We start from the raw sequence: 22,201 nt of genomic DNA on the forward strand, positions 1-22,201 counted from the left end.
ACTCATCAACTATGCAGAAAATATCGGTAACTTTATCGTATGTAATCATGGTCTGGTATATTGTTAAATATTTGAATTTCAGATACTTAAATATAAACATTTACCACCATGATTGCAATTTTAAATAGAATTAATAATCGAATTCAGGTTAGTAGTATAAACAATCAGGCACATCAACAAAGATCAGAACTAATATTAATGGAAATGGGGACTCAGATCTACGTTCTTTGCTTTTCCTTGGATATTGGTTTGCGATACGTTATAATGATCCCTGCAAAGAGTTTTAAAGGCCGTTAAAGAGCAGCGGAAAAACCTTCAATACTAGCACTTTTCGCCGCAGTCTATAAGTTATTAAAGCAGGTGTTGACTTTAAGACATGATGTATAATGATGTATAGGATAGTTATAAACTTAAAGTCTTTCAGAAGCTTGAAAGTGTGCCAAAATTTGACTGTGAAGAGACAAAAACGTCAGACATGCTGTATCAAGACGATTTTTTTCAACAGGCTTGAATTCATTAGATTTGGGGCTAGTTTGCTAGGGTAAGGCTCCAATTTTACCAGAATAATTTTTGTAGTTTTGATTGATGAAACAATCTTTTGAGATAAACACTCTACACAGGGGTAAATATATGCTTAGTTTTTTTTCGCTGTTAGTTTTTGGTGGTATTATTTCCTCACAAATTCCAGCATCAGAAATTGCGAAAGTTGTGATTATACTTTTTACTATTCCTCTAATTCTATTTTTATCAGTCAAATGGAGTAAAAACAAGTCCAATTGGGAATTAAATAATGGAGAGCTGATAATTCGATTTAGAAATCGAACTGACAATTATCTTATTAAGGATATAAACCACATTAAAAGCCTTACGCGCTCAGGAGGCAATTTGTACGTTATTCATTTCCACAGAAAATCTCCAAAACGCTATTGGCGTAATAAATTATTTGCCTCAGATGATGATAATTCATTATTGCACGAGGCTCTATTAGCACATTCTGTAGAATACTTTAAAATGTAAAAAGACTTTTTATATTGTTATTTCTTAAATGTCCATTGGACATAATTAATATTCTTATCTACAGCCAAATACTTGCGTTCGTAATACGTTTTAATCGACAATACATCGTCTACCAAATCCGACTTGTATAAATCTGTGGTTTCTTTAAATTTTGTAAAACCTAAAGCTTTAATCTGCTCTAAAGTGTAAGCATAAAACCCATCGTTATCGGTTTTCAAGTGCATAATACCGTCTTCTTTCAAAATAAATTTATAACGTTCTAGAAAGTTCGAGTTCGTTAAACGCTTTTTTTCACGGCTATCTTGGGGTTGTGGATCTGGGAAAGTAATCCAAATTTCTGAAACCTCATTTTCCGCAAAATGCGATAAAATAGTTTCAATTTGAATACGCAGAAATCCAACATTTTTAATTCCTTCTTCTAATGCAGTTTTAGCACCACGCCAAATACGATTACCTTTATAGTCGATTCCAAGAAAATTATACTCGGGAAACATTTTCGCAAGATTGACTGTATACTCACCTTTTCCGCAGGCCAACTCCAAAATAACTGGTTTATTATTACCAAAGAATTTGGAAGCCCATTGTCCTTTATATTCAACCCCTGCATCCAGCTGCACTACATTTTCAAATGTTGAAACTTCTGCAAACTTTCTTAATTTATCCTTACCCATAATATTTAATATGCTCCAAAAATAACCTTATGTTCTCAGTTATTCAACTATTTAGCAGTAAAAAATAAGAAGTATCTATTGAAAAGCATATAAATTAAAAAATCCCTTTGTTAAAGGGATTCAATATTTTAAAATGCAAGATCTAATACGTTTCACTGTCGGGAGGAATACCAAAGTTGACTGTGTCTTGTTCTTCAATGGGTTTTATATTTTTATGCTTCTTCTTTGATTTTTTAGGACGGATATAATCCGCAATCTTACCAACAAAAGAATTCACTTTATCCTTGTTAATTTGCCCGACAGCGCCTTCAGATGCCAATAAAACCAATGACTTTTTAAGCCAGCCACTATTTTTTAACAAAGTCCTATTTAATACTAATGGAAGTGCAAGCTTCGTAACTTTGGTTAACCAATCAGATTTTCCATCCGAAATATCTGCATGACTTTTATCTTTTCCCAAAGAAGAAAATAATCCTTTGACAAGACTTACTCCTGGAAGGTTTGAAGCTACTGCTCCAACTATGCGCGAAGGGGTTTGAACTTTATTTTTGAGAATTTTATATTGATCACCTAAGTAAAGCTCTTGCTCTCTTCGCAATCTACTAAGACGGACTAGCTCGCTTTTGAGCTCTTCAGCATTATTAATATTTACTTTCATGATCTACTTCCTTTTCAAAAATATCCTTTACAGTAGTACTAGATCCCTCGGGAGCTTTGTATTCTTCCTTGCGCTGTGCTTCTTCGCGTTCCATTTCTGCGATGAAATCTTCTTCTTCATTCCACTTTCCAAGAAACTTTTTAATGGTCAAATCCATAAATTTAGCTTCTAGCTTTGGTTCCACAGCACGAACAATCAATAGAAGGATTAAAAAGATTCCTCCTGTAGCTAAAAAACCAAGCGAATAGCTTCCCAATAACTCTCCCAACCAAAATCCTAATGCTAACGACCAAAAGAAAATAATTGCCAAGACAAGTCCCAGCTTCGATATATCCAGCACAATCGCTCCGATAATACGCGATGATTTGGAAATAGCTTTTAGCTTTAATATTTCCAGTTGTGTATCTAGGTATTCTTTTGACTTTTGAAAACTACCCGAAAAGGAAAATTTTTGTTCTTCCATCCATTAATTTATTATAAGCGAGAATTGTAGCAACATTTCTCGCTTTTATGATTATTAATTACAGAATTGCTAGTTACGCGTGTTCTACGATTTCATCGTCAATAATTTCTTCTGCCTTTGCTGCTTTAGATTTTACAGAAGCTAATACTTTTTCTTTTAAATCATTTAATTGATCGATTTGTTGCTCTGCACGCTCTTTGATCGCATCTGCTAAATCAGCCAAAGAATCATTAATTTTATCGCGAGTCTCCGAACCTTTCTCTGGTGCAAACAATAATCCTAAAACTGCACCCGCCGCTAAACCAGCTAATAATGCTGTAACTACTTTTCCGCTGTCTTTCATTATCCGTTATATTAATTTTTTAAAATAAATCACTTACTATATAAACACTAAAACTCTCAAAACGTTTAAAAATAAAAATATTTTTTCTGCGCATTGTCAAAATAAGGTTTTTATTACAAATCATCAAAAACAAGACCAAAACCATTTTCAAATATCATTTTAATGCAAATAATTTTCTTTAAATTTAAACAACCACTTAATCACACTATGCTCGTAAAGACATTTGGTAGCGCCGTATATGGTATTGAAGCAACAACGATTACAGTAGAAGTAAATGTTTCTACAGGTACAAAATATTACATTGTTGGTCTGCCAGACAATGCCGTAAAAGAAAGTTTGCAAAGAATCGAAAGTGCCATTATGTCCATTGGTTATCGTATGCCACGACAAAAAATCGTAGTTAATCTCGCTCCTGCTGATATTCGTAAAGAAGGCTCATCCTACGATTTGTCTATCGCAATCGGTATTTTAGCCGCTTCCAACCAGATCAATTCAGAAGAAATAGAAAAAGTACATCATTCTAGGCGAACTTTCATTAGACGGAGCCATTCAACCCATCAAAGGAGCTTTGCCTATTGCTGTTCAAGCGAAAAAAGATGGGTTTAGTGGAATTATACTTCCATCGGTAAATGCCAAAGAAGCAGCAATAGTTTTCGGATTTAAATATTTATGGAATTGATAATCTACATGATGTAGTTGATTTCTTTGAGAAGAAAATTACTATTGCACCAACCTATGTCAATATTAATGAGGAATTCGAAAAGAATATTAATAGTTATGAGGTAGACTTTGCAGATGTAAAAGGGCAAGAAAATATCAAAAGATCATTAGAAATTGCGGCAGCAGGCGGTCACAATGTGATTCTAATCGGCCCTCCAGGCGCAGGTAAGACAATGCTAGCTAAAAGGTTGCCGACTATTCTTCCACCGTTGACCATTGATGAATCATTAGAGACGACTAAAATTCATTCTGTCGCCGGCACCTTACCTACTGCAGAATCTCTAATGACTACACGCCCTTTCCGCAACCCGCACCATACCATTTCGGACGTTGCTCTAGTCGGCGGCGGAACTCACCCACAGCCGGGAGAAATATCTCTAGCACATAATGGAATCCTTTTTTTAGATGAATTACCCGAATTCAAAAGAACAGTTTTGGAAGTGATGCGTCAACCTTTAGAATCCAGAAATATAACAATCTCGCGTTCTAAATTTACAGTAGATTATCCAGGAAGTTTTATGCTCATAGCTGCAATGAATCCATGTTTATTCGTCTTTGGGATGATGATGTAATTACCCAAGCCAATTTAGGAAGACAGCGTTTTGCAGAAAGTGAGGTCGGTTTGTACAAATCCGTTGCTATCATTAACCGTATAAATCGCTTCTCAGGTACGAACTGGAAAGCAGAGGCAAGGAAATTTGAAAAAGACAATAACGGCAAATTTCCCGATAACGTCGGAGCAAGTATTTATATTTCCTGTGTAGATAGCGTAAAAGCAAGATTTGAAATTGCGGATATATTAAGTGAATTGAGCAACGGAAGAGCCTATTCCAACCGCCCACGCTATTGGTTGGACTTCGGCAACAGTCAACATACAGGGCAAGTTTTACTATCTACTATCGGAGAGATAAAGCAACCCAATTAAGAGAAATATGAAACGGTGGCAAGCCTGCCAATGGTTACGGATGAATTTGGCGAACTGCTTAAACAGTCCGAACTGAAAGACGATACACCGAGCTGTTCCCTTGCCGAAGCGTTGGAAAAGCAGGACTTGTTTATCAATTCCTCATTGGTGCAGATGGGTTGCTCACTGTTATGGGGTATGTTTAGAAATGGATTAACACTATATAGGGGATTTTTTCACAACCTGAAAGATTTCCGCACCCATCCTATAAAAGTCGCCTGATTGGAAAATCGGGCGGCAAAAAGACACTCCCTCCCGATGGTCGGGACAGTCTTTTTGCATAAACGGAGCAACCTCTTTGGCAAAATGGGATGCCTACCCACCATTCATTCCGGTACATTTTACCAAACAGGTTGCGATATTATTTGAGGGATATTCATTATCCCTTTTGTTGTTTTTAGGGGACTTCTTTTCTTACCACATTGGCGACCAAAGAAAAGAAGCAAAAGAACGCCGCAGGTTATATCTGGAGAGCAGTCTAAATTGATTAAATTTGGAACTCCTAAATAATACCAATATATCAATGATAGAAACCGAAATCAGCATAATAGTCAATCGAAAAACAGATATTGATTTAATACAACAAAAAATTATCGAGAATAATTTTAGATTTCCTGTTTATGTCTTGGAATTTGAAGAAGGTTTTCAAATAAAAACTACAAGTGATTATGAGGAATGGGAGTTGGATACTTTAATATTAAACAGTTTTCCAGAGTATGAATTTACCACTGACCTTGAGAAAGGCAGGAAGGAAATAAGGTTACAAATTTCAAGTTTAAAAATAATGTGAATGATGATACTGATTTTTTCAAAGATCGACTTTATAAATCTAAGATAGAGGCATTTCATTTTGGATGCGATAAGATGCGTAAGTTGGTAGATGATGATTTTGCTTTTTACCTTGAAAATGAAAAGAAAAAAATCAGAGAAATTCAAAAGATAACGCGAAAAATCATCAGGGATTTTATAAAGGCTTGCAACAGTTCCGACGAAAGTAGTATCCTGAAAAATCTTGACGAGAATATCACTTTTGAAGAACGCAAAAACTGGAAAACTATATTTGAAACCGAAGGTCTTTCGAAATTCAGAGAATATTTGAAATCATCCGAACAACAATTGTGTGGCAAGGATTTTAAAATTCGATCATCCTGGAATTTCAACTTACCAAACGTAACTATTGGTGTTAAGTATTTCCCCAAATCATCAAACTCAGAAGATAGACCATTTCAAAAATATGAACAGATTCAGTTTGTACTGAAAAATGATAAGATAATTAAGGTTTATTATCAATAATAAAGAAATAATGTAACCCTATTTTTCAATAAGACGAGTTACCAAACTATCTCTACAGAGAGACCTTCTTGTCTTATCAATGCATTTAAACAATATTTTTATACAGCTATTGCTGTTTTTAATATATTATCGTAATATTGCGATATAAATAAAATAACAAATGGGTGTCACGAAGACTGAAATATTTACAGAAGAGCAGAATCATTTAGCCATTACTTTGAAAGCACTGGCGCATCCTGCACGAATAGCCATTTTACAATATATCATCAAGCAGAATGCCTGTATCTGTAATGATTTAGTTGAAGAATTAGGATTGGCACAGGCCACCATTTCACAGCATTTGAAAGAATTAAAGAGCATTGGCATCATTAAAGGTAATATTGAGGGAACAAGTGTTTGCTATTGTATTAATGAGATAGTTTGGCAACAAGTTAAAAAGGAACTCAATACTTTCTTTGTAGATGATATAACTATAGAAAAATGCTGTTAAGGCATTTTTTTTAAAGCCTTTGTTTATCGCTACATTGCAATATATAATTAACTATAATATCCACAATATGAAATTATCAGAGATCAAAGAAATCCTTCCGACATTGGATAATGTTGAATTCCAATTAGAAAATGGAACTTTTGTACCCGAACATTTTCACGTTACGGAAGTGGGGCAAATAACTAAAAATTTTATTGACTGCGGTGGTGTAATTCGGAACGAAAAAGTTGTCAATTTTCAATTATGGAATGCTAATGATTTTGAACATCGATTAAAACCCACTAAACTTTTAAACATCATTAAGCTTTCGGAAGAAAAGTTAGGTATTGAAGATGTAGAAATTGAAGTGGAATATCAAAGTGACACCATTGGAAAATATGATTTAGAATTTAATGGAAAAACTTTTGTCTTGAAAAACAAAACCACAGCTTGTTTGGCAGAAGATGCTTGTGGTATTCCATCAAAAAAACAAAAGAAAAATTTAATAGGATTGCAGGTAAATCAAACCAATACTTGCACGCCAGGTGGAGGTTGTTGCTAATTTTAAAATAAATATGGAACATTTCAATCGAAAATCCCATTGGGAAAATATTTACGAGAGTAAACCTTTAGAAACAGTGAGTTGGCATCAGCCCAATCCAGAAACTTCATTAAATTTTTTTCATCAATTCAACTTACCGAAGAGTGCAAAAATTATTGATATTGGCGGAGGAGACAGCTTTTTGGTTGACTACCTACTTGATTTAGGTTATGTCGATATTACCGTATTGGATATTTCCAATGCCGCTATCCAACGGGCAAAGGAAAGATTAGGCAGTAAAGCCAACAAGGTACACTGGATTATTTCAGATATTTCAGATTTTGTACCCACTCAGCAATACGACTTTTGGCACGACAGGGCAGCGTTTCATTTCCTGACGGAGAACCACGAAATAGAAAATTATATACATACTACGACCAAAGCAATTGCCCAGGATGGCATTTTAGTGATGGGAACCTTTTCTGAACAAGGTCCCACAAAATGTAGTGGCATAGACATCAAGCAATATTCGGATAGTAGCTTGTCGAAATTATTTGAAAACTCTTTTGAGAAAATCAATTGTATAACCGTTGACCACAAGACACCATTTGATGCCTATCAGAATTTCGTGTTCTGTAGTTTCCGTAAAAATTAAATCCCTATTATGTATTCAGCATTATTAAAAACAATCGAACAAGTACAAAAGCAAAACATTAGCGAAGAACGTAAAACTATATTACAGCCACTGATCGATTTTGTACAGCGAAAAACAGCTTATAAGCAGGAAATAAATATCAACTTCATTTGCACCCATAATTCCCGCAGAAGCCATTTGTCCCAGGTTTGGGCACAAGTAGCCAGTGCGTACTTCAATATTGCAAATGTACATTGCTTTTCCGGCGGAACGGAAGAAACAGCACTATTTCCGAAAGGGGCAGAAACATTGGCTAATCAAGGTTTTAGCATCTTCAAAATTGCAGACACACATAATCCTGTATATGCTATAAAGTACAGTGAAAATGCTTTGCCAATAATCGGTTTTTCCAAAAAATACGATAGCCCTTTTAATCCGGTTTCAGCGTTCGCAGCTATTATGACCTGTTCGCAGGCAGACAGTGGTTGCCCTTTTATAGCAGGAGCAGAAAAAAGAATTCCCATCACTTTTGAAGACCCTAAAATTTCAGATAATACACCGGAGCAATCAATGGTATATGCAGAAAGGAGTTTACAGATAGCTAGCGAAATGTTTTATGTCTTTTCAAAAATCAGCCGATAACCAATGCAACCAAAACTAAAATTCCTTGACCGTTACCTGACCTTATGGATATTCCTTGCCATGGCATTAGGTGTAGGATTGGGTCATTTCTTTCCCACAATTTCCAATGTTACAAACAGCTTGTCAGTAGGTACTACCAATATTCCATTAGCAATAGGATTAATACTAATGATGTACCCACCATTGGCAAAAGTGGATTATTCCTTACTACCTAAAGCGTTTAAGGATAAAAAAGTAATCGGCATATCCTTATTGTTGAATTGGGTAATCGGTACAGTATTAATGTTCGGATTAGCTGTTTTGTTTTTACGCAACGAACCCGATTATATGACAGGCTTAATACTGATAGGCTTGGCAAGATGTATCGCCATGGTAATTGTGTGGAGCGATTTGGCAAAAGCCAACCGGGAATATACTGCTATGTTAGTAGCATTAAATAGCATCTTTCAGATAATTTCTTATAGCTTCTTAGTATGGTTATTCATCAATGTATTACCAAGTAAATTAGGTCTTGCAAACTTCAATGTAAGCGTTTCGATGAAGGATGTTACAGAAAGTGTACTTATTTATTTAGGTATTCCGTTTTTAGCAGGCTTTTTAAGCCGGTACTTTTTAGTTAAATCAAAAGGTATAGAATGGTATAACAGAACATTCGTACCCAAAATATCGCCTATTACTTTGTATGCTTTACTCTTTACTATCGTATTGATGTTTAGCTTGAAAGGCGACAAAATAGTAGAGTTACCAATGGATGTGATAAAAGTAGCCATACCCTTAATCATCTATTTTGTATTGATGTTTTTTGTTAGCTTCTTTATCAATAAATCTTTGAAACTGCCTTACGACAAAAACGCTTCTATCGCCTTTACTGCTACAGGAAACAATTTTGAATTGGCAATCGCCGTATCTATAGCGGTATTCGGCATCCATTCACCACAGGCATTTGTTGGAGTTATCGGTCCATTGGTTGAGGTTCCTGTTCTGATACTTTTAGTAAGAGCAAGTTTACGGTTAAAGAAGAGGTATTATAATTAATTTTATAAAGACAATATAGAAGCTCCAGCAAATTGAAAAATTCTATTTCCATAAAAACCAAAATTGAAGCGGCAGCATTATTAAAAGTTGCACCGTTCCGGAAAGAAATTCGCAAGACCGAACCGCACAAACACAACAGCTATTTTGAAATTATTTATTTGAGAGAAGGAAACGGTTTCCATACCATAGACCATACTTCATTTTCAATTAAGCCACCCACCGTATTTTTTGTTCGTAAAGAACAGGTACATCATTGGGATATGACAGATACACCTGACGGTTTTGTACTGCTTTTAAAGAAGGGATTTCTCGACCAATCGATGGACAGTAAGCTGAAAAGTCTTTTATCCAAACTCAGCGAATTAAGTTGCATCTATCTGAAAGAAATAGGAAGTATAGATACATTATTTCAGCTGCTCACTACAGAAAAAGACTTTACCGTCACCGAAGGATTACTAAAAGCACTATTTGCTAAAATATTGATTTCAGCAAAACCTTTAACTAATAAAACCAGTAAAACCGATGATGTAATTACAGTTTTCAGGGAATTGCTCAACCAAACAAACGACCTTCGAAACAATGTTGCTCACTATGCAGAAAAACTCCATACGACACCACAAAATCTAAATGCTATTTGTCGTAAAACACTAAGCCAATCAGCAGCAGAAGTAATTGCTGAGCATATCATCAGCGAGGCAAAAAGACAATTGATTTATACAGAAGGTAGTGTTTCTGAAATTGCCTATAGTTTGAATTTTAATGACACTTCCCACTTTGTAAAATATTTCAAACGGCACACAGGCCTTACGCCACAAACCTTACGGAATACCTAAAATACACCTTTTCATTTTCAAATATACCGTATATTATAATTTGTATTGTACGAAATTTGTGTAGCGTAAAATACAGGTTATGAAATATTTGACATTTTTATTTATACTTTCTTTTTTTCAGCTTGTAATCAAAAACACGAAGCTGTTCAAGGACAGTGTATAAAAGGAAACGAGCAGGAGAAACTTGAAACGATAGAAAATCAATTTCGTGGATTTGACATGGCAATGGTTGAAACCGGATATCGTTATCAGGAATTATATTGGGCTGGAAAAGACGAAAACTGGGAGTATGCTGATTATCAATTGGAAAAAATCCAAAAGGCGATAGAAAATGGATTGGAAAGAAGACCAAAACGGACAGCTTCCGCACAACATTTTTTAACCGTTACACTCCCTCAAATGAATGAGGCTCTAAAAAAAAGAGATACAGTTGTTTTTAATAAGAACTTCCAAATGCTTACCAATAGTTGCGTTAGCTGTCATGCAATGGAAAAAGTACCTTTTTTTACTGTAAAAACTCCTGTAGAAAGACAATCACCCATCAGAAAATAATGCTTGAAGATATCAAACAGATAGATACAAATATTCTATTATGGCTAAATGGAAGCCATAATGAATTTTGGGACGAAGTAATGTGGTTTGCCAGCGGCAAATACACTTGGCTTCCTTTTTATGTTGCACTAATAATTTTGCTTGTCTGGAAGTATAAAAAGGATGCTATCCTGATGATCTTACTAATCGCCTTGCTCATCACAATGAGTGATCAGCTGGCTTCCGGAATATTTAAACCTCTATTTGAAAGGCTGCGTCCAAGTCATAATGCAGCATTGGAAGGAGAGCTGCATATAGTAAACAATTATCGAGGCGGCAAGTTCGGTTTTATTTCTTCTCATGCCTCCAATGTCTTTGCTTTGGCATTTTATTTAACCATATTAACTAAACAAAATCTAAAATGGCTCCCAATCATTCTTATCCCATGGGCAATTTTTGTCAGTTTGAGCAGGGTTTATTTAGGCGTACACTATCCAACTGATATTTTAGTTCCAGCTATTTTAAGTATGCTTATTGCGGGGATGGTAGCCCATCTATATAAAACATTCAATCCAAAATTCATAAAACTATTTAATCATCATGTTTCAAAAAATAACTAAGACAGACCAATCAAAAACTACCATACTTATTCGACTGATGGTAGGTGCCGTATTTCTTTCGGAAGGAATACAGAAGTTTTTATTTGCAGACACCTTAGGTGCTGGACGTTTTGCAAAAATAGGTCTGCCTAATCCTGAGTTTTTGGGCAGTTTCGTTGGCAGCTTTGAAATTGTTTGTGGATTTTTAATTCTTATTGGACTTCTGACAAGATTGGCGAGCATTCCTCTTATCATTATTATGTTCGTTGCTATTGCAACAACTAAATCAGAGGTTTTAGCAGAAAAAGGATTTTGGGAAATGATGCATGGAAGCCGTACAGACTGGGCGATGCTTTTGGGGAGTATCTTTCTATTGATAAAAGGTGGAGGTCGTTGGTCTATAGATAGTTTGACAAATATTCCTAAATAGCTGGGAAAATTTCAATCACTTAAATATAATATATCATTTTAGACAATTTATATGAATAAGATACTATTTTCTGCTATTGCGTTGGTGTTTGCTACAACAGCAATGGCGCAACTTCCTAAAATTCCTGCGGCATACAGTAATCTGGGCTATGATACTAATGGAAGGTTATATTTTAAAGATAAGGATGAAAAATACTTTGCAGAAGAATTTAAAAATCCGCTAACGACCGAACAACTTCTTGGTAAACCGAAAGGTACTGAAAATGGAGTTCAGATGGATTTTGGGACTTTAAAAGGAACGGTAACCTATGGCTTAATCCCTTACGGAAAAGTTCCGCATCCCCTTCCCGTATATCGAAAAACCGTCAAAATTGAAGACGGTAAAATAGAGCTCAATATAAAAGAGGATTTCAAGTATCCGTATGATTTTGTAGACTGGAAGAAAAATGGGTACCTGAACCTTGGCTACCGAATTGCTGATGAGCAAGGTATGCTTTTGTTTGATGGCATAATTGCTTTAAAAGGTGAAGGACCATTTGAAGTCATACCGGCAATTTATGAAGGACCTTTTGTAAATATGCTTACTGATAACTCTGCTGTAATCTGGTGCAAAACCACACATCCCGTAAAGGCCGAAATTGAAATCAATGGCAAAGTTTATAAAGATGAACACGAAACAACGCTGCATCGCTGGAATATAGCAGGACTTACCCCAAATACAAAGCACAACTATAAGGTAAAATATGGGATACAATCGCAATCGTATCATCTTAAAACTGCACCATCTAAAGGCAGCAGAGAAGCGTTCGTATTTGGTTATGCAAGCGACAGCCGCCATGCTACAGGTGGAGGTGAACGGAAAATCCTTGGAGCCAACGCCTACATAATGAAAAAAATGGCTGCACTTGCTCACATGAAGGACGTGCGCTTTATGCAATTCACCGGTGATATGATTAACGGCTATTTGAGCAGTAAAGAACAGCAGAGACTGGAATATTCTAACTGGAAAAAATCCATTGAACCATTTTGGCACTACATGCCCTTTTATATAGGTATGGGTAATCATGAAGCATTAGGTCTTATTTTTAAAGATAAAAACGGCAAGCAACAGGCATTTATTGATGCTTTTCCTTATGAGACCCAATCAGCAGAAGCACTTTTTGCAGAGGAATTTGTAAATCCTGAAAATGGTCCAGATAGCGAGGATGATAACAAGTATGACCCTGACCCTAAAAATATAGACTTCCCTTCCTATAAGGAAAATGTGTTTTATTATACCTACGGAAACGTGGCGATGATTGTCCTTAATAGCAATTACTGGTATGCACCTTCCATTGCTAATCAAACGGCTTCCAGCGGAGGGTTGCATGGGTATTTAATGGATAACCAACTTCAATGGCTTCGTGAAACGATCTCAAAATTGGAAAGAGACAAGAATATTGACCATATTTTTCTTACACAACATACTCCTGCATTTCCTAATGGAGGACACAGTAAAGATGTGATGTGGTACAGCGGTAACAACGAAAAAAGACCCTACATTGGAGGAAAGCCCGTTGATAAAGGAATTATAGAACGCAGAGATGAATATTTAGATATTTTGATTAATCAAAGTAAGAAAGTGGTGGGGATGCTTACAGGGGATGAACATAACTATAACTGGTTAAAACTGACGGCTGATATGCCAATTTACCCCGAGAATTATCCGCATAAAAAACTTAATGTATCGCGACCAATCTATCAAATCAATAATGGTGCAGCAGGAGCTCCTTATTATGGTCAGGAAGTATTGCCATGGAGTAAGCATACCCAGTCCTTTAGCGTGGAAAATGCACTTTGCCTGTTTTATGTGGAGGGAAAAAAAATAACAATGAAAGTATTCAATCCGGACACTTTAAATCAAATAGATGAAGTCGAATTAAGATAATTAAAATGCAAGAGAATGTAAACGTAAAAGAAATCGCAAAAGTTTTCGGTAAGTTGGGGATTATAGGGTTTGGAGGTCCAGCAGCACATATTGCCATGATGCGGGATGAAGTGGTGGTTAAACGAAAATGGATGAGTGAACAGCACTTTTTGGATTTACTAGGTGCTACCAACCTTATTCCGGGACCTAACAGCACGGAAATGGCTATTCATATCGGCTATGATAAAGGTGGTTGGAAAGGCTTATTGACAGCCGGTTTATGCTTTATTCTGCCTGCCGTTTTAATAACAGGAATTTTAGCGTATTTGTATAGCCTTTACGGACAGCTACCCGAAGTACAACCTTTTATCTATGGTATCAAACCTGCTATAATAGCCATTATTCTGGCTGCAATTTATCCATTGGCAAAACAATCTGTCAAATCCATAAATTTAGGTCTTATTGGTATTACTGTTTTATTAGCGGCGGTGTTTGGAGTTAATGAAATTTATTTAATGTTTGGTGCAGGTCTGTTAGCGTTTGGATTGCACACGGTTCAGAACAGACAAAATGATACTTTGCAAAGTATTGTTCCGTTTACCTTTCTTCAGGTTACACAGACAACTTTTTGGACAGCGACAAATGCTAAACTGTTTTGGACATTTCTTAAAATTGGCTCCATACTTTATGGGAGCGGATATGTGCTGTTTGCTTTTTTAGATACAGAATTGGTAGCAACAGGTCTGCTTACAAGACGGCAATTGATGGATGCTATTGCAGTAGGTCAGTTCACGCCTGGTCCCGTTTTTTCATCGGTAACGTTTATTGGCTTTCAAATCAATGGGCTTTCAGGAGCCATTATCTCAACTATTGCCATTTTCCTGCCATCATTTGTTTTTGTGGCACTGCTTAATCCGTTAATGAAAAAGCTACGAAATTCTAAAGGGTTATCTGCCTTTTTAGATGCCGTGAATGTAGCATCGGTAGCCATAATCATAGCAGTGTGCTATGAAATGGGTAAAGAAACCATTACTGATTGGCGAACGATTTTAATTGCAGTTTTGAGCATTGCAATAACTTTTGGATACAAAAAATTAAATAGTGCTGTTGTAGTTTTGGGCGGTTCCTTATTAGGATATGTGTTATTTCAAATTTGATAAAAATTTAGATTATTATCTTCATAAGGAGAAACTGTACAAATTCGTAACTTTCCCAGACTAACTGTCCATAGCGATAACAGTTTCTATTACTCTTTTAAAATCATCCACATCGCTACCAAGTAGCAGATAACTTGAAAATCCAATGTCTAAAAGGGATTTCCCAACTTTCTCATCATCGATATCACTATGGGCAATCAGTTTTATTGTAGGATATTCAATCCTTAATTCCTGAAGCTGTTTAAGCACATTTTGGTTGTAGAAATCCAAGTCAACAATACAGAATTTGGGGAGTTCATTCAATGAAGACAACTGTGTTAGCCCATTTTCAATGCTTTCTGACCTAGATACCAATAAGTATAAGGTAAAGCCGAAGTTTTACGTCATCAACTTTGACGACCCACGCCGGAGCCACCGATGCAATCCTCTTAATCCCGATTTCATGACGGACATATCGGACGCCTATGAAGCTGCCTATACCATCATGCTCAACCTTAACAAGTCGTGGATTTCCAAACAGGGTGAATTTTTCGTGGAAAGCCCAATTATCTTGCTTGCAGCAATAATTTGGTATCTCAAAATCTACGACAACGGCAGGTATTGTACCTTTCCCCATGCCATCGAATTACTCAACAAAAAATATGCAGACGTATTTACTATTTTGACCTCATACCCGGAACTGGAAAATTATTTATCACCCTTTATGGATGCGTGGCAGGGAGGCGCACAAGACCAATTGCAGGGGCAGATAGCTTCCGCAAAAATTCCTTTGTCAAGAATGATAAGTCCGCAACTCTATTGGGTCATGACAGGCGATGACTTTACGCTTGACATCAATAACCCGAAAGAACCAAAAATTTTGTGTGTTGGCAACAACCCTGACCGTCAAAATATTTACTCCGCAGCATTGGGTTTGTACAATTCCCGCATCGCAAAACTCATCAATAAAAAGGGACAGCTTAAAGGTTCGGTTATCATAGATGAGCTGCCGACGATTTATTTCAGGGGATTGGATAACCTGATTGCAACAGCCCGCAGTAATAAGGTAGCGGTCTGTTTGGGTTTTCAGGATTTCAGCCAATTAACCCGTGATTATGGCGACAAAGAAAGCAAGGTTATTCAAAACACGGTAGGTAATATTTTCTCCGGTCAGGTAGTAGGCGAAACGGCAAAAAGCCTTAGCGAGCGTTTCGGTAAAGTGTTGCAGAAACGGCAGAGCATGACCATTAACCGTAATGATAAATCCACTTCCATTTCCACCCAAATGGATAGCCTGATACCTGCTTCCAAAATTTCAACGCTTACACAGGGGATGTTTGTGGGGGCGGTATCGGACAACTTCGATGAGCGTATCGAGCAAAAAATATTTCACGCCGAGATTGTTGTGGACAATGAAAAAGTAGCGGCAGAAACCAAAGCCTATAAGAAAATACCGCAGATACTTTCCTTTGGTAATGAGCAAGGCGAGGACGAGATGAAACAACAGATTGGAGACAATTACCGTCAGATAAAATCAGATGTTGTAAATATAGTTGAAAGCGAAATGGAACGCATCAAGAATGACCATAATTTGAAGCATTTGTTGCAAAGCAATTAAATAGCTTGGGAAAGTGTTCAATGGAGCTTAGAAATAGAGTGTCTTATTAGTTTAATGTAAAAATTGCGGATAAAGGCGTTCACGGATGGAATAATATTTGCCAACATTGAGACTATCGCCGGTACCGTAATATGTATTAGATCAAGGATAGCTTAATGACATGTTTCCTATGATCATTCATTGCATTGGTAACATCTTTAAAAACGGACTCTCTGTAAAGCCGACATTTATACAAAATTTCTCCAAAGTTTGTTATTACTTTTACAGTAAAAGAATTAGATGAAATTGTTAATAATCGAAGACGAACCAGATTTGCTGGAAAGTATTCTACAATATCTCACACAAGAGGACTTTCGTTGTGAAGGAGTAGCTACGTTCTATGAAGGATTGCAACGAATAGAGTCCTTTGAGTACGACTGTGTAATTCTGGATATTAACCTGCCGGATGGCAATGGACTTAAACTTTTAAAACTTCTTCGGGAGGAAAGAAAACAGGATGGCGTAATCATTATTTCTGCCCGTAATTCCCTGGACGATAAAATTGAGGGATTATCCCTTGGTGCCGATGATTATGTGACAAAGCCTTTTCATCTCTCTGAACTAAACGCGCGGGTTAGGGCGCTAATTCGCAGAAAATATAGCAATGGAGCTAATCTGCTTGAAATAAGCAACTTACAGGTTAATCTCACCTCCCGCCTGGTAACCTGCAACCAGCAACGCTTATCGCTTACAAGGAGCGAGTTTGACCTGTTGGCTTACCTGCTGAACAACGCAAACCGTGTAGTAAGCAGACAGGCCATAGCCGAGCATATATACGGAAACCGTACCGACAGTATGCCTTCGTTTGATTTTGTGTACTCCCAGATAAAAAACCTAAAACGTAAACTGAAAGAATGCGGTTGTGATGAACTCATACAAACAATTTATGGATTAGGATATAAGATTTCGATATGAGCAAACCTCTTTTACAGCGCAATACCAATGTCCTCCTGATATGGCTGCCCATTATCCTGCTGGTCAGTTCAGGAATATTTTATATTATTTTGAAGAAACATGCACACCATGCCGAAGAAAAATACCTGTTACTTAAGCAGCAAAATGTTTGGGGAAGATTTATTGCTACGTCCGGCGCTCTGGAAAAGCATATTGCGGGGGAATACGATATTTCAGAAAGTGATGCATCAGCCCCCGCCATAGTTAATGTCCCAAGTGATACTGTTATTTTCTATCCTGCGGAAGGGAAAAATCTTCCGTTTAAGGTATTGACCAACCGATATCAATGGAATGATCAGTCTTATCTTGTGTCTACCTATATTTCCTCGACCGAAACCACCCACCTGATCATTAAGGTATTTGCTTCCGAAGCAGTAATTCTACTGGTATTATTGATTGCAATCATGGTTGTGAGCAGGAAGAGTTCAGCAAGACTATGGCGACCATTCTTTTTAAGCATAAGTTCTGCTGAAAATTTTGATATTGCCCGGAACAGCCATTTTCAACTTCCCGAGGAAACCGGAACCACTGAATTTGACAGGCTTAATAGCACACTTAATAAATTAGTCAAAAATGTAAATAAGGCCTACTACAATCAAAAGCAATTTGTCGAAAATGCATCCCACGAAATCCAAACCCCTCTCGCGATTATCCGTGCCAAAATCGAATTACTCATTAACCAGCCGGATATTAAGGAGGAGGAAGCGTTATTGTTGGGCGACATAGCTAATGCTACAAACCGTCTTAGCGAAATGAACAGGATATTACTGTTACTTGCCAAAATAGAAAATAGCCAGTTTCCCGATAGGGAAAACATAAGCATAAACAATGTTGTCCGTAAAATATTGGACGAATGTTCAGAATACGTAGATAACTGTCCACGGATAAAAAGTAACATGGAGGAAGAGATTACCGTAACAGCTAATCTACTATTAATAGAAATCCTGATTTCCAATCTCATCAATAATGCCATCGTCCATAATAATAACAAAAAGGAAATCGCCGTAATCATCAACGACGGTAAACTCATAATTGAAAATACGGGAGACCCTTTGTTTGTAGATCCGGAGGTACTGTTCGAGCGGTTCAGGAAAAATACCCATCAAAAACAGACTACAGGTTTAGGACTGGCTTTGGTCAGGCAAATTAGCCAACTATACCAATATAATATAGAGTACAACTACAAAAATGGCTGGCATATAGTAGAAGTATGTTTTAGGTGACAACCCCTTCAGGTCATCTCCAAAATATCTCCAAAATCGGTTTATAGCTTTGTATCAAATTGAGGATATCGAAAATTGATACATAAGATGTTGTACACCATTGTTAAAAAGAAATGCCTGCCGGTTTTAATAGGAACCTTTTCTATATTTCAGGCATCGGCACAGCATAAAGACACGCTGATCAGCCTAAAAGATGCCATTGCATGGGGTGACCAGAATTATCACTTGCTCAATGTCAGGAAATATGATGCAGCGGCGGCAGACAAAAATGTAGATGTAGTGAAATACAGCAGGCTACCGACCATCGACGCCAGTTATCAGGCGGGTATTTCTACGGCAAATAATCTGACAGGCGTTTTTTACCCAACAGGGATATTACCCATTTCAGGGCCACCAACAACCGAAAATACTTTTGACCCCGCTACGGGAAGCGCCGCCGGGATATTGTTAAACTGGAAGGCTGTTACATTTGGAGAACGGAATGCACGGATCAATACGGCTGTTTCAGAAGCAGACGTACGAAAAAACCGATTACAAAAGGAACGCTTTCAGGTTGGAATGGTTGTGCCATTTTCAGCTGTGGTAACTACCCTCGAAAAAAAGTTTGTGATCAAGGTGTCGAACGGCGTAACCCAATGGATAGATGTATGTCCCGGATTTAATATGGGGGAAAAATTAGAAATTTTTGGAGATATCAAACAAGGAGATACGCTCGTATTAAAAGGCACAGAAGAATTGAAAGCTGACATTCGGGTAATACCGTCAGTCGCTAAATAAATTAGAGTATTAAACAAATATAATAGAATCATGAAAAAATCAATCAGTTTTTTAAGGGTGCTTACATTCACGGCTGTTGTCGCCGTTGCTGGCAGCAATAACGTGAGCGCACAATCAAAGGGTCAAACCCAGATGATGCATAATACTGTGAGGGGAAAGCTCGATATAGCCAAAATAGAGTCTATATTGGGCATGAAAGGTGTTGAGAAAAATGGGGAATTTAAAATAACCGTGCCACAAAATGATCTGGATATAAGGGTTGATAGCTTTAAGATTATCCCTCCTATGGGACTTGGCACCTGGATAGCATTTACGCCCACCAGTGATGGTGCAATGATAATGGGGGATATTGTGGTCACAGAGACAGATTTGAAACCTGTCCAGCGTGAGGCAATTAAACAGGGGCTTACCATTACTGCCATACATAATCATTTCGTGAGAAATCACCCAAATGTCATGTATATGCATATAGGCGGAAGTGGCAGTACTGAGCAAATGGCATCCAAGGCGAAGGCGGTACTTGACAAAGTAAAACAAATACGTGGTGGAGATCCGTCAAAAGGTTCATTTGCCCACAGAGTTGTTGAAAACACAATAGATATCAAAAAACTGGACAACATATTAGGAATAAAAGGCGAAATGTCCAAAGGGGTATATAAATACACTATTGGTCGTCCGGATGCACCTATTACGGAACATGGTATCTCTATTTCCACATTTTTTGGCTATAATACATGGATCGCAATTCAAGGGACTAACGAGAAAGCTGCGATCGCGGGAGATTTTGCCATGCTTGAGGACGAAGTAGCACCGGTCATTAAGGCACTGATTGAAAATGGCATCGAAGTGGTAGCAGTTCATAACCACATGGTACAGGAAAAACCACACGTCTTCTTTTTGCATTATTGGGCAGTAGGAAATGCGGAGGAACTTGTCAAATCTTTGAAACTTGCGCTTGACAAGACGGGTAAGGGACAAATGGAGATGAAACACTAAAAACACATTTATTAAGCTAAAGTGTGCAGATATTATTGTCCTACCAAAATAATATAACTCTATTTGAAATTCCTGCGGCATTCTTTGTTTTGAGAATGAGTCTTGATGTCACTATTGGAACGACGTTATTCTGGATTGCAATTTTTCAGGTGCGAAAGTATGTATACTTGAGCGTCGGTTACCTTTGGACAACAGTAATATGGCAGCAACACCGTTAACAAAAGTGGTTACAATCTCTTTTAAAGCCTTTAAAGCCTTGTAAAAGCAATTTAACAAGGCTTTATTCAATTCATCATTAATTCTGTAAGGGATGCCTTGTGATATGGTAAAGCTCAGTATTACTCATCTTAGATCAATGTAGATCAAGCATTCGGCACATTGTCGTTAACTCATATGGTAATGGATAATACTTATATCATTTTCTCAGCCTGTGTGGGTGCAGTATTCTGGAATTTCCAAAAATAATCGGATGGACAAATTTTTCAATCAAACATTACAAAAGCTGGAAACGGCAATCAACGACATAGAGATTGAAACACCTTGTTCAATTGAAAGGATTGAAGCTGTTATTCACCTTATTATTGACTGTTTGCTCGAAATAAAGGAATATGTGCTGGAAAATGGATTTAAGAATGTTGCTGAAGAAATTCGCTTTTTCAAATATCAGAAACCAGTAATCGTAGCAAAACTCATCTATTACAACGAAATCTATAAAATCGAGACAAAAAAACCAAACGCAACGAAATCTATAAGGAAGTACCTTAATGCCGAATTAAAGAAACTTAAAAAATTCTTTGATAATAATCTTGAATTTTACAGGTATTGACTTTTTCAATTCCAAGGCTAGTATAAGCATCCGGCTAAACTGTGTAGCCCATTCAGATTGATATTTCTGTTCCAAGAACTTCAGCTCTCTTAGCAAGTGTGCTGTACATATCTGATGACCTGCAGCCTCGGTATTAAGATGGCTAGGCCAGCAATCATGAACAAGAATCACCTTTGGAAATCCCGCTGGGAAATGTTCTTTAATGGTTGCTATCCCTCTGTTTGCCGAACAGGCAATATAGGTAGCCAATTTGTTTTGCCAAGTCCAGAACCAATTCAATTGTCCATTTTGTTTCATACCTGTTTCATCTGCCCCAACCACAGTGGATTTACAAATGGTCTGCTTAATTAGCTCTAATGCGGGCAGTGATTTTTTGGCAAAGCGATCCAGAATACCAATAACAGTCCCCTGACTGATAGGCATGCTATATACCGAATTAAAGAACTCGCTGATCCTTGCCAAAGGAACATATTGCCGGGTATGCAAATAAGCGATCAGAGCAGTGGTTTTTGGACCATAACTAATAGGAGCATTGACCCCGGAAGGAAAACTTGCTGTAGTCTGGTGTCCGCATAAACAGGTTTTGCTGAAGATGCGATGTTCGGTGTACAAAGGCTTCGTGAGAGGAATATCAACCATTTGCCGGCAACTGGTCAATTCTGCCTGAAAGTCTTGCAGATCCAATCCACAACAGTTACAAAATCCCGGACTGTGTTCTACGATGTCCTCAGGGCAAGCGCTCATCTTTAAAGTACTACCTTCATGCCCCTTTTGACCTCCGGAAGACTTTCCGCTGGATTTTCGTAAACTAGTGGTTCGAGGAGGGCTGTTTTCATCTTTTGAAGGAGGAAGAGAGCTGTTTCTACTATTTTTTTTAGGCCCCT

Annotated in this window: 26 protein-coding genes and 3 pseudogenes; 23 read left to right on the top strand and 6 right to left on the bottom strand. The window is 37.3% G+C overall.

The window, feature by feature from the left end; translation table 11 throughout:
* Positions 1-170: 170 nt before the first annotated feature.
* Positions 171-287: pseudogene (locus FLS47_RS19065) on the top strand (hypothetical protein); the annotation flags it as partial.
* A 343-nt stretch (positions 288-630) separates the two neighbouring features.
* Positions 631-1,017 (top strand): hypothetical protein, encoded by a 387-nt coding sequence (locus tag FLS47_RS13355; RefSeq protein WP_149914868.1) that lies wholly within the window; start codon positions 631-633, stop codon positions 1,015-1,017.
* A gap of 17 nt (positions 1,018-1,034) precedes the next feature.
* Here FLS47_RS13355 and trmB read toward each other — a convergent pair whose 3' ends face one another.
* The 4 genes from trmB to FLS47_RS13375 form a co-directional block, all read right to left on the bottom strand.
* Positions 1,035-1,688, bottom strand: coding sequence for a tRNA (guanosine(46)-N7)-methyltransferase TrmB (trmB, locus tag FLS47_RS13360; protein WP_149914869.1), 654 nt, complete (start codon positions 1,686-1,688; stop codon positions 1,035-1,037).
* Between the two features lie 142 nt (positions 1,689-1,830).
* Positions 1,831-2,346, bottom strand: a complete 516-nt coding sequence (locus FLS47_RS13365; protein ID WP_149914870.1) for a hypothetical protein — start codon at positions 2,344-2,346, stop codon at positions 1,831-1,833.
* Positions 2,330-2,809 carry a hypothetical protein gene (locus FLS47_RS13370; RefSeq protein ID WP_188347434.1) on the bottom strand — a complete coding sequence of 160 codons (480 nt, stop codon included), beginning with the start codon at positions 2,807-2,809 and terminating at the stop codon, positions 2,330-2,332. The genes FLS47_RS13365 and FLS47_RS13370 overlap by 17 nt, the downstream gene beginning before the upstream one ends.
* Before the next feature lie 73 nt (positions 2,810-2,882).
* Positions 2,883-3,152 (bottom strand): YtxH domain-containing protein, encoded by a 270-nt coding sequence (locus FLS47_RS13375; RefSeq protein ID WP_149914871.1) that lies wholly within the window; start codon positions 3,150-3,152, stop codon positions 2,883-2,885.
* Positions 3,153-3,359: 207 nt separating this feature from the next.
* On the opposite strand from FLS47_RS13375, the pseudogene FLS47_RS13380 reads away from it, so the two are divergent.
* From FLS47_RS13380 to chrA, 15 genes and pseudogenes are all read left to right on the top strand, one after another.
* Positions 3,360-4,417: pseudogene (locus tag FLS47_RS13380) on the top strand (YifB family Mg chelatase-like AAA ATPase); the annotation flags it as partial.
* Positions 4,414-4,797: a ubiquitin-activating E1 family protein gene (locus FLS47_RS18610; RefSeq protein WP_223225279.1), complete on the top strand. Its 384-nt coding sequence runs from the start codon at positions 4,414-4,416 to the stop codon at positions 4,795-4,797. The pseudogene FLS47_RS13380 and the gene FLS47_RS18610, both read left to right, overlap by 4 nt.
* Before the next feature lie 562 nt (positions 4,798-5,359).
* Positions 5,360-5,626, top strand: a complete 267-nt coding sequence (locus tag FLS47_RS18615; RefSeq protein WP_223225280.1) for a hypothetical protein — start codon at positions 5,360-5,362, stop codon at positions 5,624-5,626.
* A complete protein-coding gene (locus FLS47_RS13390) occupies positions 5,623-6,129 on the top strand; it encodes a hypothetical protein (protein ID WP_223225281.1) in 507 nt (168 codons plus the stop codon). Before FLS47_RS18615 ends, FLS47_RS13390 begins: the two co-directional genes overlap by 4 nt.
* 160 nt (positions 6,130-6,289) lie before the next feature.
* Positions 6,290-6,619 (top strand): ArsR/SmtB family transcription factor, encoded by a 330-nt coding sequence (locus FLS47_RS13395; RefSeq protein WP_149914872.1) that lies wholly within the window; start codon positions 6,290-6,292, stop codon positions 6,617-6,619.
* Between the two features lie 67 nt (positions 6,620-6,686).
* Positions 6,687-7,160, top strand: a complete 474-nt coding sequence (locus FLS47_RS13400) for a DUF6428 family protein (RefSeq protein WP_149914873.1) — start codon at positions 6,687-6,689, stop codon at positions 7,158-7,160.
* 13 nt (positions 7,161-7,173) lie between these two features.
* On the top strand, positions 7,174-7,794 hold the full coding sequence (locus FLS47_RS13405) for a class I SAM-dependent methyltransferase (protein WP_149914874.1): 621 nt from the start codon (positions 7,174-7,176) through the stop codon (positions 7,792-7,794).
* A gap of 9 nt (positions 7,795-7,803) precedes the next feature.
* A complete protein-coding gene (locus tag FLS47_RS13410) occupies positions 7,804-8,415 on the top strand; it encodes an arsenate-mycothiol transferase ArsC (RefSeq protein WP_149914875.1) in 612 nt (203 codons plus the stop codon).
* A gap of 3 nt (positions 8,416-8,418) precedes the next feature.
* On the top strand, positions 8,419-9,450 hold the full coding sequence (gene arsB, locus FLS47_RS13415) for an ACR3 family arsenite efflux transporter (protein WP_149914876.1): 1,032 nt from the start codon (positions 8,419-8,421) through the stop codon (positions 9,448-9,450).
* A 32-nt stretch (positions 9,451-9,482) separates the two neighbouring features.
* The gene (locus tag FLS47_RS13420; RefSeq protein WP_149914877.1) at positions 9,483-10,283 is read left to right on the top strand and encodes a helix-turn-helix domain-containing protein; all 801 of its coding nucleotides are present in this window, start codon (positions 9,483-9,485) and stop codon (positions 10,281-10,283) included.
* Positions 10,284-10,502: 219 nt separating this feature from the next.
* On the top strand, positions 10,503-10,835 hold the full coding sequence (locus FLS47_RS13425) for a hypothetical protein (RefSeq protein WP_223225282.1): 333 nt from the start codon (positions 10,503-10,505) through the stop codon (positions 10,833-10,835).
* The gene (locus tag FLS47_RS13430) at positions 10,835-11,434 is read left to right on the top strand and encodes a phosphatase PAP2 family protein (protein ID WP_045754287.1); all 600 of its coding nucleotides are present in this window, start codon (positions 10,835-10,837) and stop codon (positions 11,432-11,434) included. The genes FLS47_RS13425 and FLS47_RS13430 overlap by 1 nt, the downstream gene beginning before the upstream one ends.
* Positions 11,415-11,843 carry a DoxX family protein gene (locus FLS47_RS13435; protein WP_045754286.1) on the top strand — a complete coding sequence of 143 codons (429 nt, stop codon included), beginning with the start codon at positions 11,415-11,417 and terminating at the stop codon, positions 11,841-11,843. Before FLS47_RS13430 ends, FLS47_RS13435 begins: the two co-directional genes overlap by 20 nt.
* A gap of 51 nt (positions 11,844-11,894) precedes the next feature.
* Complete coding sequence (locus tag FLS47_RS13440) at positions 11,895-13,769, top strand: metallophosphoesterase family protein (protein WP_149914878.1); 1,875 nt, start codon at positions 11,895-11,897, stop codon at positions 13,767-13,769.
* Between the two features lie 5 nt (positions 13,770-13,774).
* A complete protein-coding gene (gene chrA, locus FLS47_RS13445; RefSeq protein WP_149914879.1) occupies positions 13,775-14,905 on the top strand; it encodes a chromate efflux transporter in 1,131 nt (376 codons plus the stop codon).
* 60 nt (positions 14,906-14,965) lie between these two features.
* Here the strand turns inward: chrA and FLS47_RS13450 are convergent, their stop codons facing one another.
* Complete coding sequence (locus FLS47_RS13450) at positions 14,966-15,259, bottom strand: DNA-binding response regulator (RefSeq protein WP_223225283.1); 294 nt, start codon at positions 15,257-15,259, stop codon at positions 14,966-14,968.
* Here FLS47_RS13450 and FLS47_RS13455 point away from each other — a divergent pair.
* The 6 genes and pseudogenes from FLS47_RS13455 to FLS47_RS13480 form a co-directional block, all read left to right on the top strand.
* A pseudogene (locus FLS47_RS13455) lies at positions 15,255-16,502 on the top strand (TraM recognition domain-containing protein); the annotation flags it as partial. The gene FLS47_RS13450 and the pseudogene FLS47_RS13455 overlap by 5 nt on opposite strands.
* Positions 16,503-16,781: 279 nt before the next feature.
* Positions 16,782-17,456, top strand: coding sequence for a response regulator transcription factor (locus FLS47_RS13460; protein WP_149914880.1), 675 nt, complete (start codon positions 16,782-16,784; stop codon positions 17,454-17,456).
* Positions 17,453-18,718, top strand: coding sequence for a sensor histidine kinase (locus FLS47_RS13465; protein WP_149914881.1), 1,266 nt, complete (start codon positions 17,453-17,455; stop codon positions 18,716-18,718). The genes FLS47_RS13460 and FLS47_RS13465 overlap by 4 nt, the downstream gene beginning before the upstream one ends.
* A gap of 87 nt (positions 18,719-18,805) precedes the next feature.
* Positions 18,806-19,495, top strand: a complete 690-nt coding sequence (locus tag FLS47_RS13470) for an RND family efflux transporter (protein ID WP_149914882.1) — start codon at positions 18,806-18,808, stop codon at positions 19,493-19,495.
* Between the two features lie 30 nt (positions 19,496-19,525).
* Positions 19,526-20,491, top strand: coding sequence for a DUF1259 domain-containing protein (locus FLS47_RS13475; protein ID WP_149914883.1), 966 nt, complete (start codon positions 19,526-19,528; stop codon positions 20,489-20,491).
* Between the two features lie 469 nt (positions 20,492-20,960).
* Positions 20,961-21,317, top strand: a complete 357-nt coding sequence (locus FLS47_RS13480; RefSeq protein ID WP_149914884.1) for an RteC domain-containing protein — start codon at positions 20,961-20,963, stop codon at positions 21,315-21,317.
* On the opposite strand, the gene FLS47_RS13485 is transcribed toward FLS47_RS13480, so the two are convergent.
* A partial coding sequence (locus FLS47_RS13485) for an IS66 family transposase (protein WP_149914885.1) occupies positions 21,264-22,201 on the bottom strand: 938 nt, incomplete at its 5' end. The two genes, FLS47_RS13480 and FLS47_RS13485, sit on opposite strands and share 54 nt — an antisense overlap.

It is taken from the genome of Sphingobacterium cavernae (assembly GCF_008520265.1).
Classification (GTDB): Bacteria; Bacteroidota; Bacteroidia; order Sphingobacteriales; family Sphingobacteriaceae; genus Sphingobacterium; species Sphingobacterium cavernae.

Coding starts and splice junctions, on each gene's coding strand:
- FLS47_RS13425 (WP_223225282.1), top strand. CDS start 10,503: ATGGCAATGGTTGAAACCGGATATCGTTATCAGGAATTATATTGGGCT.
- FLS47_RS13365 (WP_149914870.1), bottom strand. CDS start 2,346: ATGAAAGTAAATATTAATAATGCTGAAGAGCTCAAAAGCGAGCTAGTC.
- FLS47_RS13440 (WP_149914878.1), top strand. CDS start 11,895: ATGAATAAGATACTATTTTCTGCTATTGCGTTGGTGTTTGCTACAACA.
- FLS47_RS13400 (WP_149914873.1), top strand. CDS start 6,687: ATGAAATTATCAGAGATCAAAGAAATCCTTCCGACATTGGATAATGTT.
- FLS47_RS13465 (WP_149914881.1), top strand. CDS start 17,453: ATGAGCAAACCTCTTTTACAGCGCAATACCAATGTCCTCCTGATATGG.
- trmB (WP_149914869.1), bottom strand. CDS start 1,688: ATGGGTAAGGATAAATTAAGAAAGTTTGCAGAAGTTTCAACATTTGAA.
- FLS47_RS13430 (WP_045754287.1), top strand. CDS start 10,835: ATGCTTGAAGATATCAAACAGATAGATACAAATATTCTATTATGGCTA.
- FLS47_RS13370 (WP_188347434.1), bottom strand. CDS start 2,809: ATGGAAGAACAAAAATTTTCCTTTTCGGGTAGTTTTCAAAAGTCAAAA.
- FLS47_RS13475 (WP_149914883.1), top strand. CDS start 19,526: ATGAAAAAATCAATCAGTTTTTTAAGGGTGCTTACATTCACGGCTGTT.
- FLS47_RS13375 (WP_149914871.1), bottom strand. CDS start 3,152: ATGAAAGACAGCGGAAAAGTAGTTACAGCATTATTAGCTGGTTTAGCG.
- arsB (WP_149914876.1), top strand. CDS start 8,419: ATGCAACCAAAACTAAAATTCCTTGACCGTTACCTGACCTTATGGATA.
- FLS47_RS13435 (WP_045754286.1), top strand. CDS start 11,415: ATGTTTCAAAAAATAACTAAGACAGACCAATCAAAAACTACCATACTT.
- FLS47_RS13480 (WP_149914884.1), top strand. CDS start 20,961: ATGGACAAATTTTTCAATCAAACATTACAAAAGCTGGAAACGGCAATC.
- FLS47_RS13405 (WP_149914874.1), top strand. CDS start 7,174: ATGGAACATTTCAATCGAAAATCCCATTGGGAAAATATTTACGAGAGT.
- FLS47_RS13470 (WP_149914882.1), top strand. CDS start 18,806: ATGTTGTACACCATTGTTAAAAAGAAATGCCTGCCGGTTTTAATAGGA.
- FLS47_RS13395 (WP_149914872.1), top strand. CDS start 6,290: ATGGGTGTCACGAAGACTGAAATATTTACAGAAGAGCAGAATCATTTA.
- FLS47_RS13460 (WP_149914880.1), top strand. CDS start 16,782: ATGAAATTGTTAATAATCGAAGACGAACCAGATTTGCTGGAAAGTATT.
- chrA (WP_149914879.1), top strand. CDS start 13,775: ATGCAAGAGAATGTAAACGTAAAAGAAATCGCAAAAGTTTTCGGTAAG.
- FLS47_RS18615 (WP_223225280.1), top strand. CDS start 5,360: ATGATAGAAACCGAAATCAGCATAATAGTCAATCGAAAAACAGATATT.
- FLS47_RS13410 (WP_149914875.1), top strand. CDS start 7,804: ATGTATTCAGCATTATTAAAAACAATCGAACAAGTACAAAAGCAAAAC.
- FLS47_RS18610 (WP_223225279.1), top strand. CDS start 4,414: ATGTTTATTCGTCTTTGGGATGATGATGTAATTACCCAAGCCAATTTA.
- FLS47_RS13355 (WP_149914868.1), top strand. CDS start 631: ATGCTTAGTTTTTTTTCGCTGTTAGTTTTTGGTGGTATTATTTCCTCA.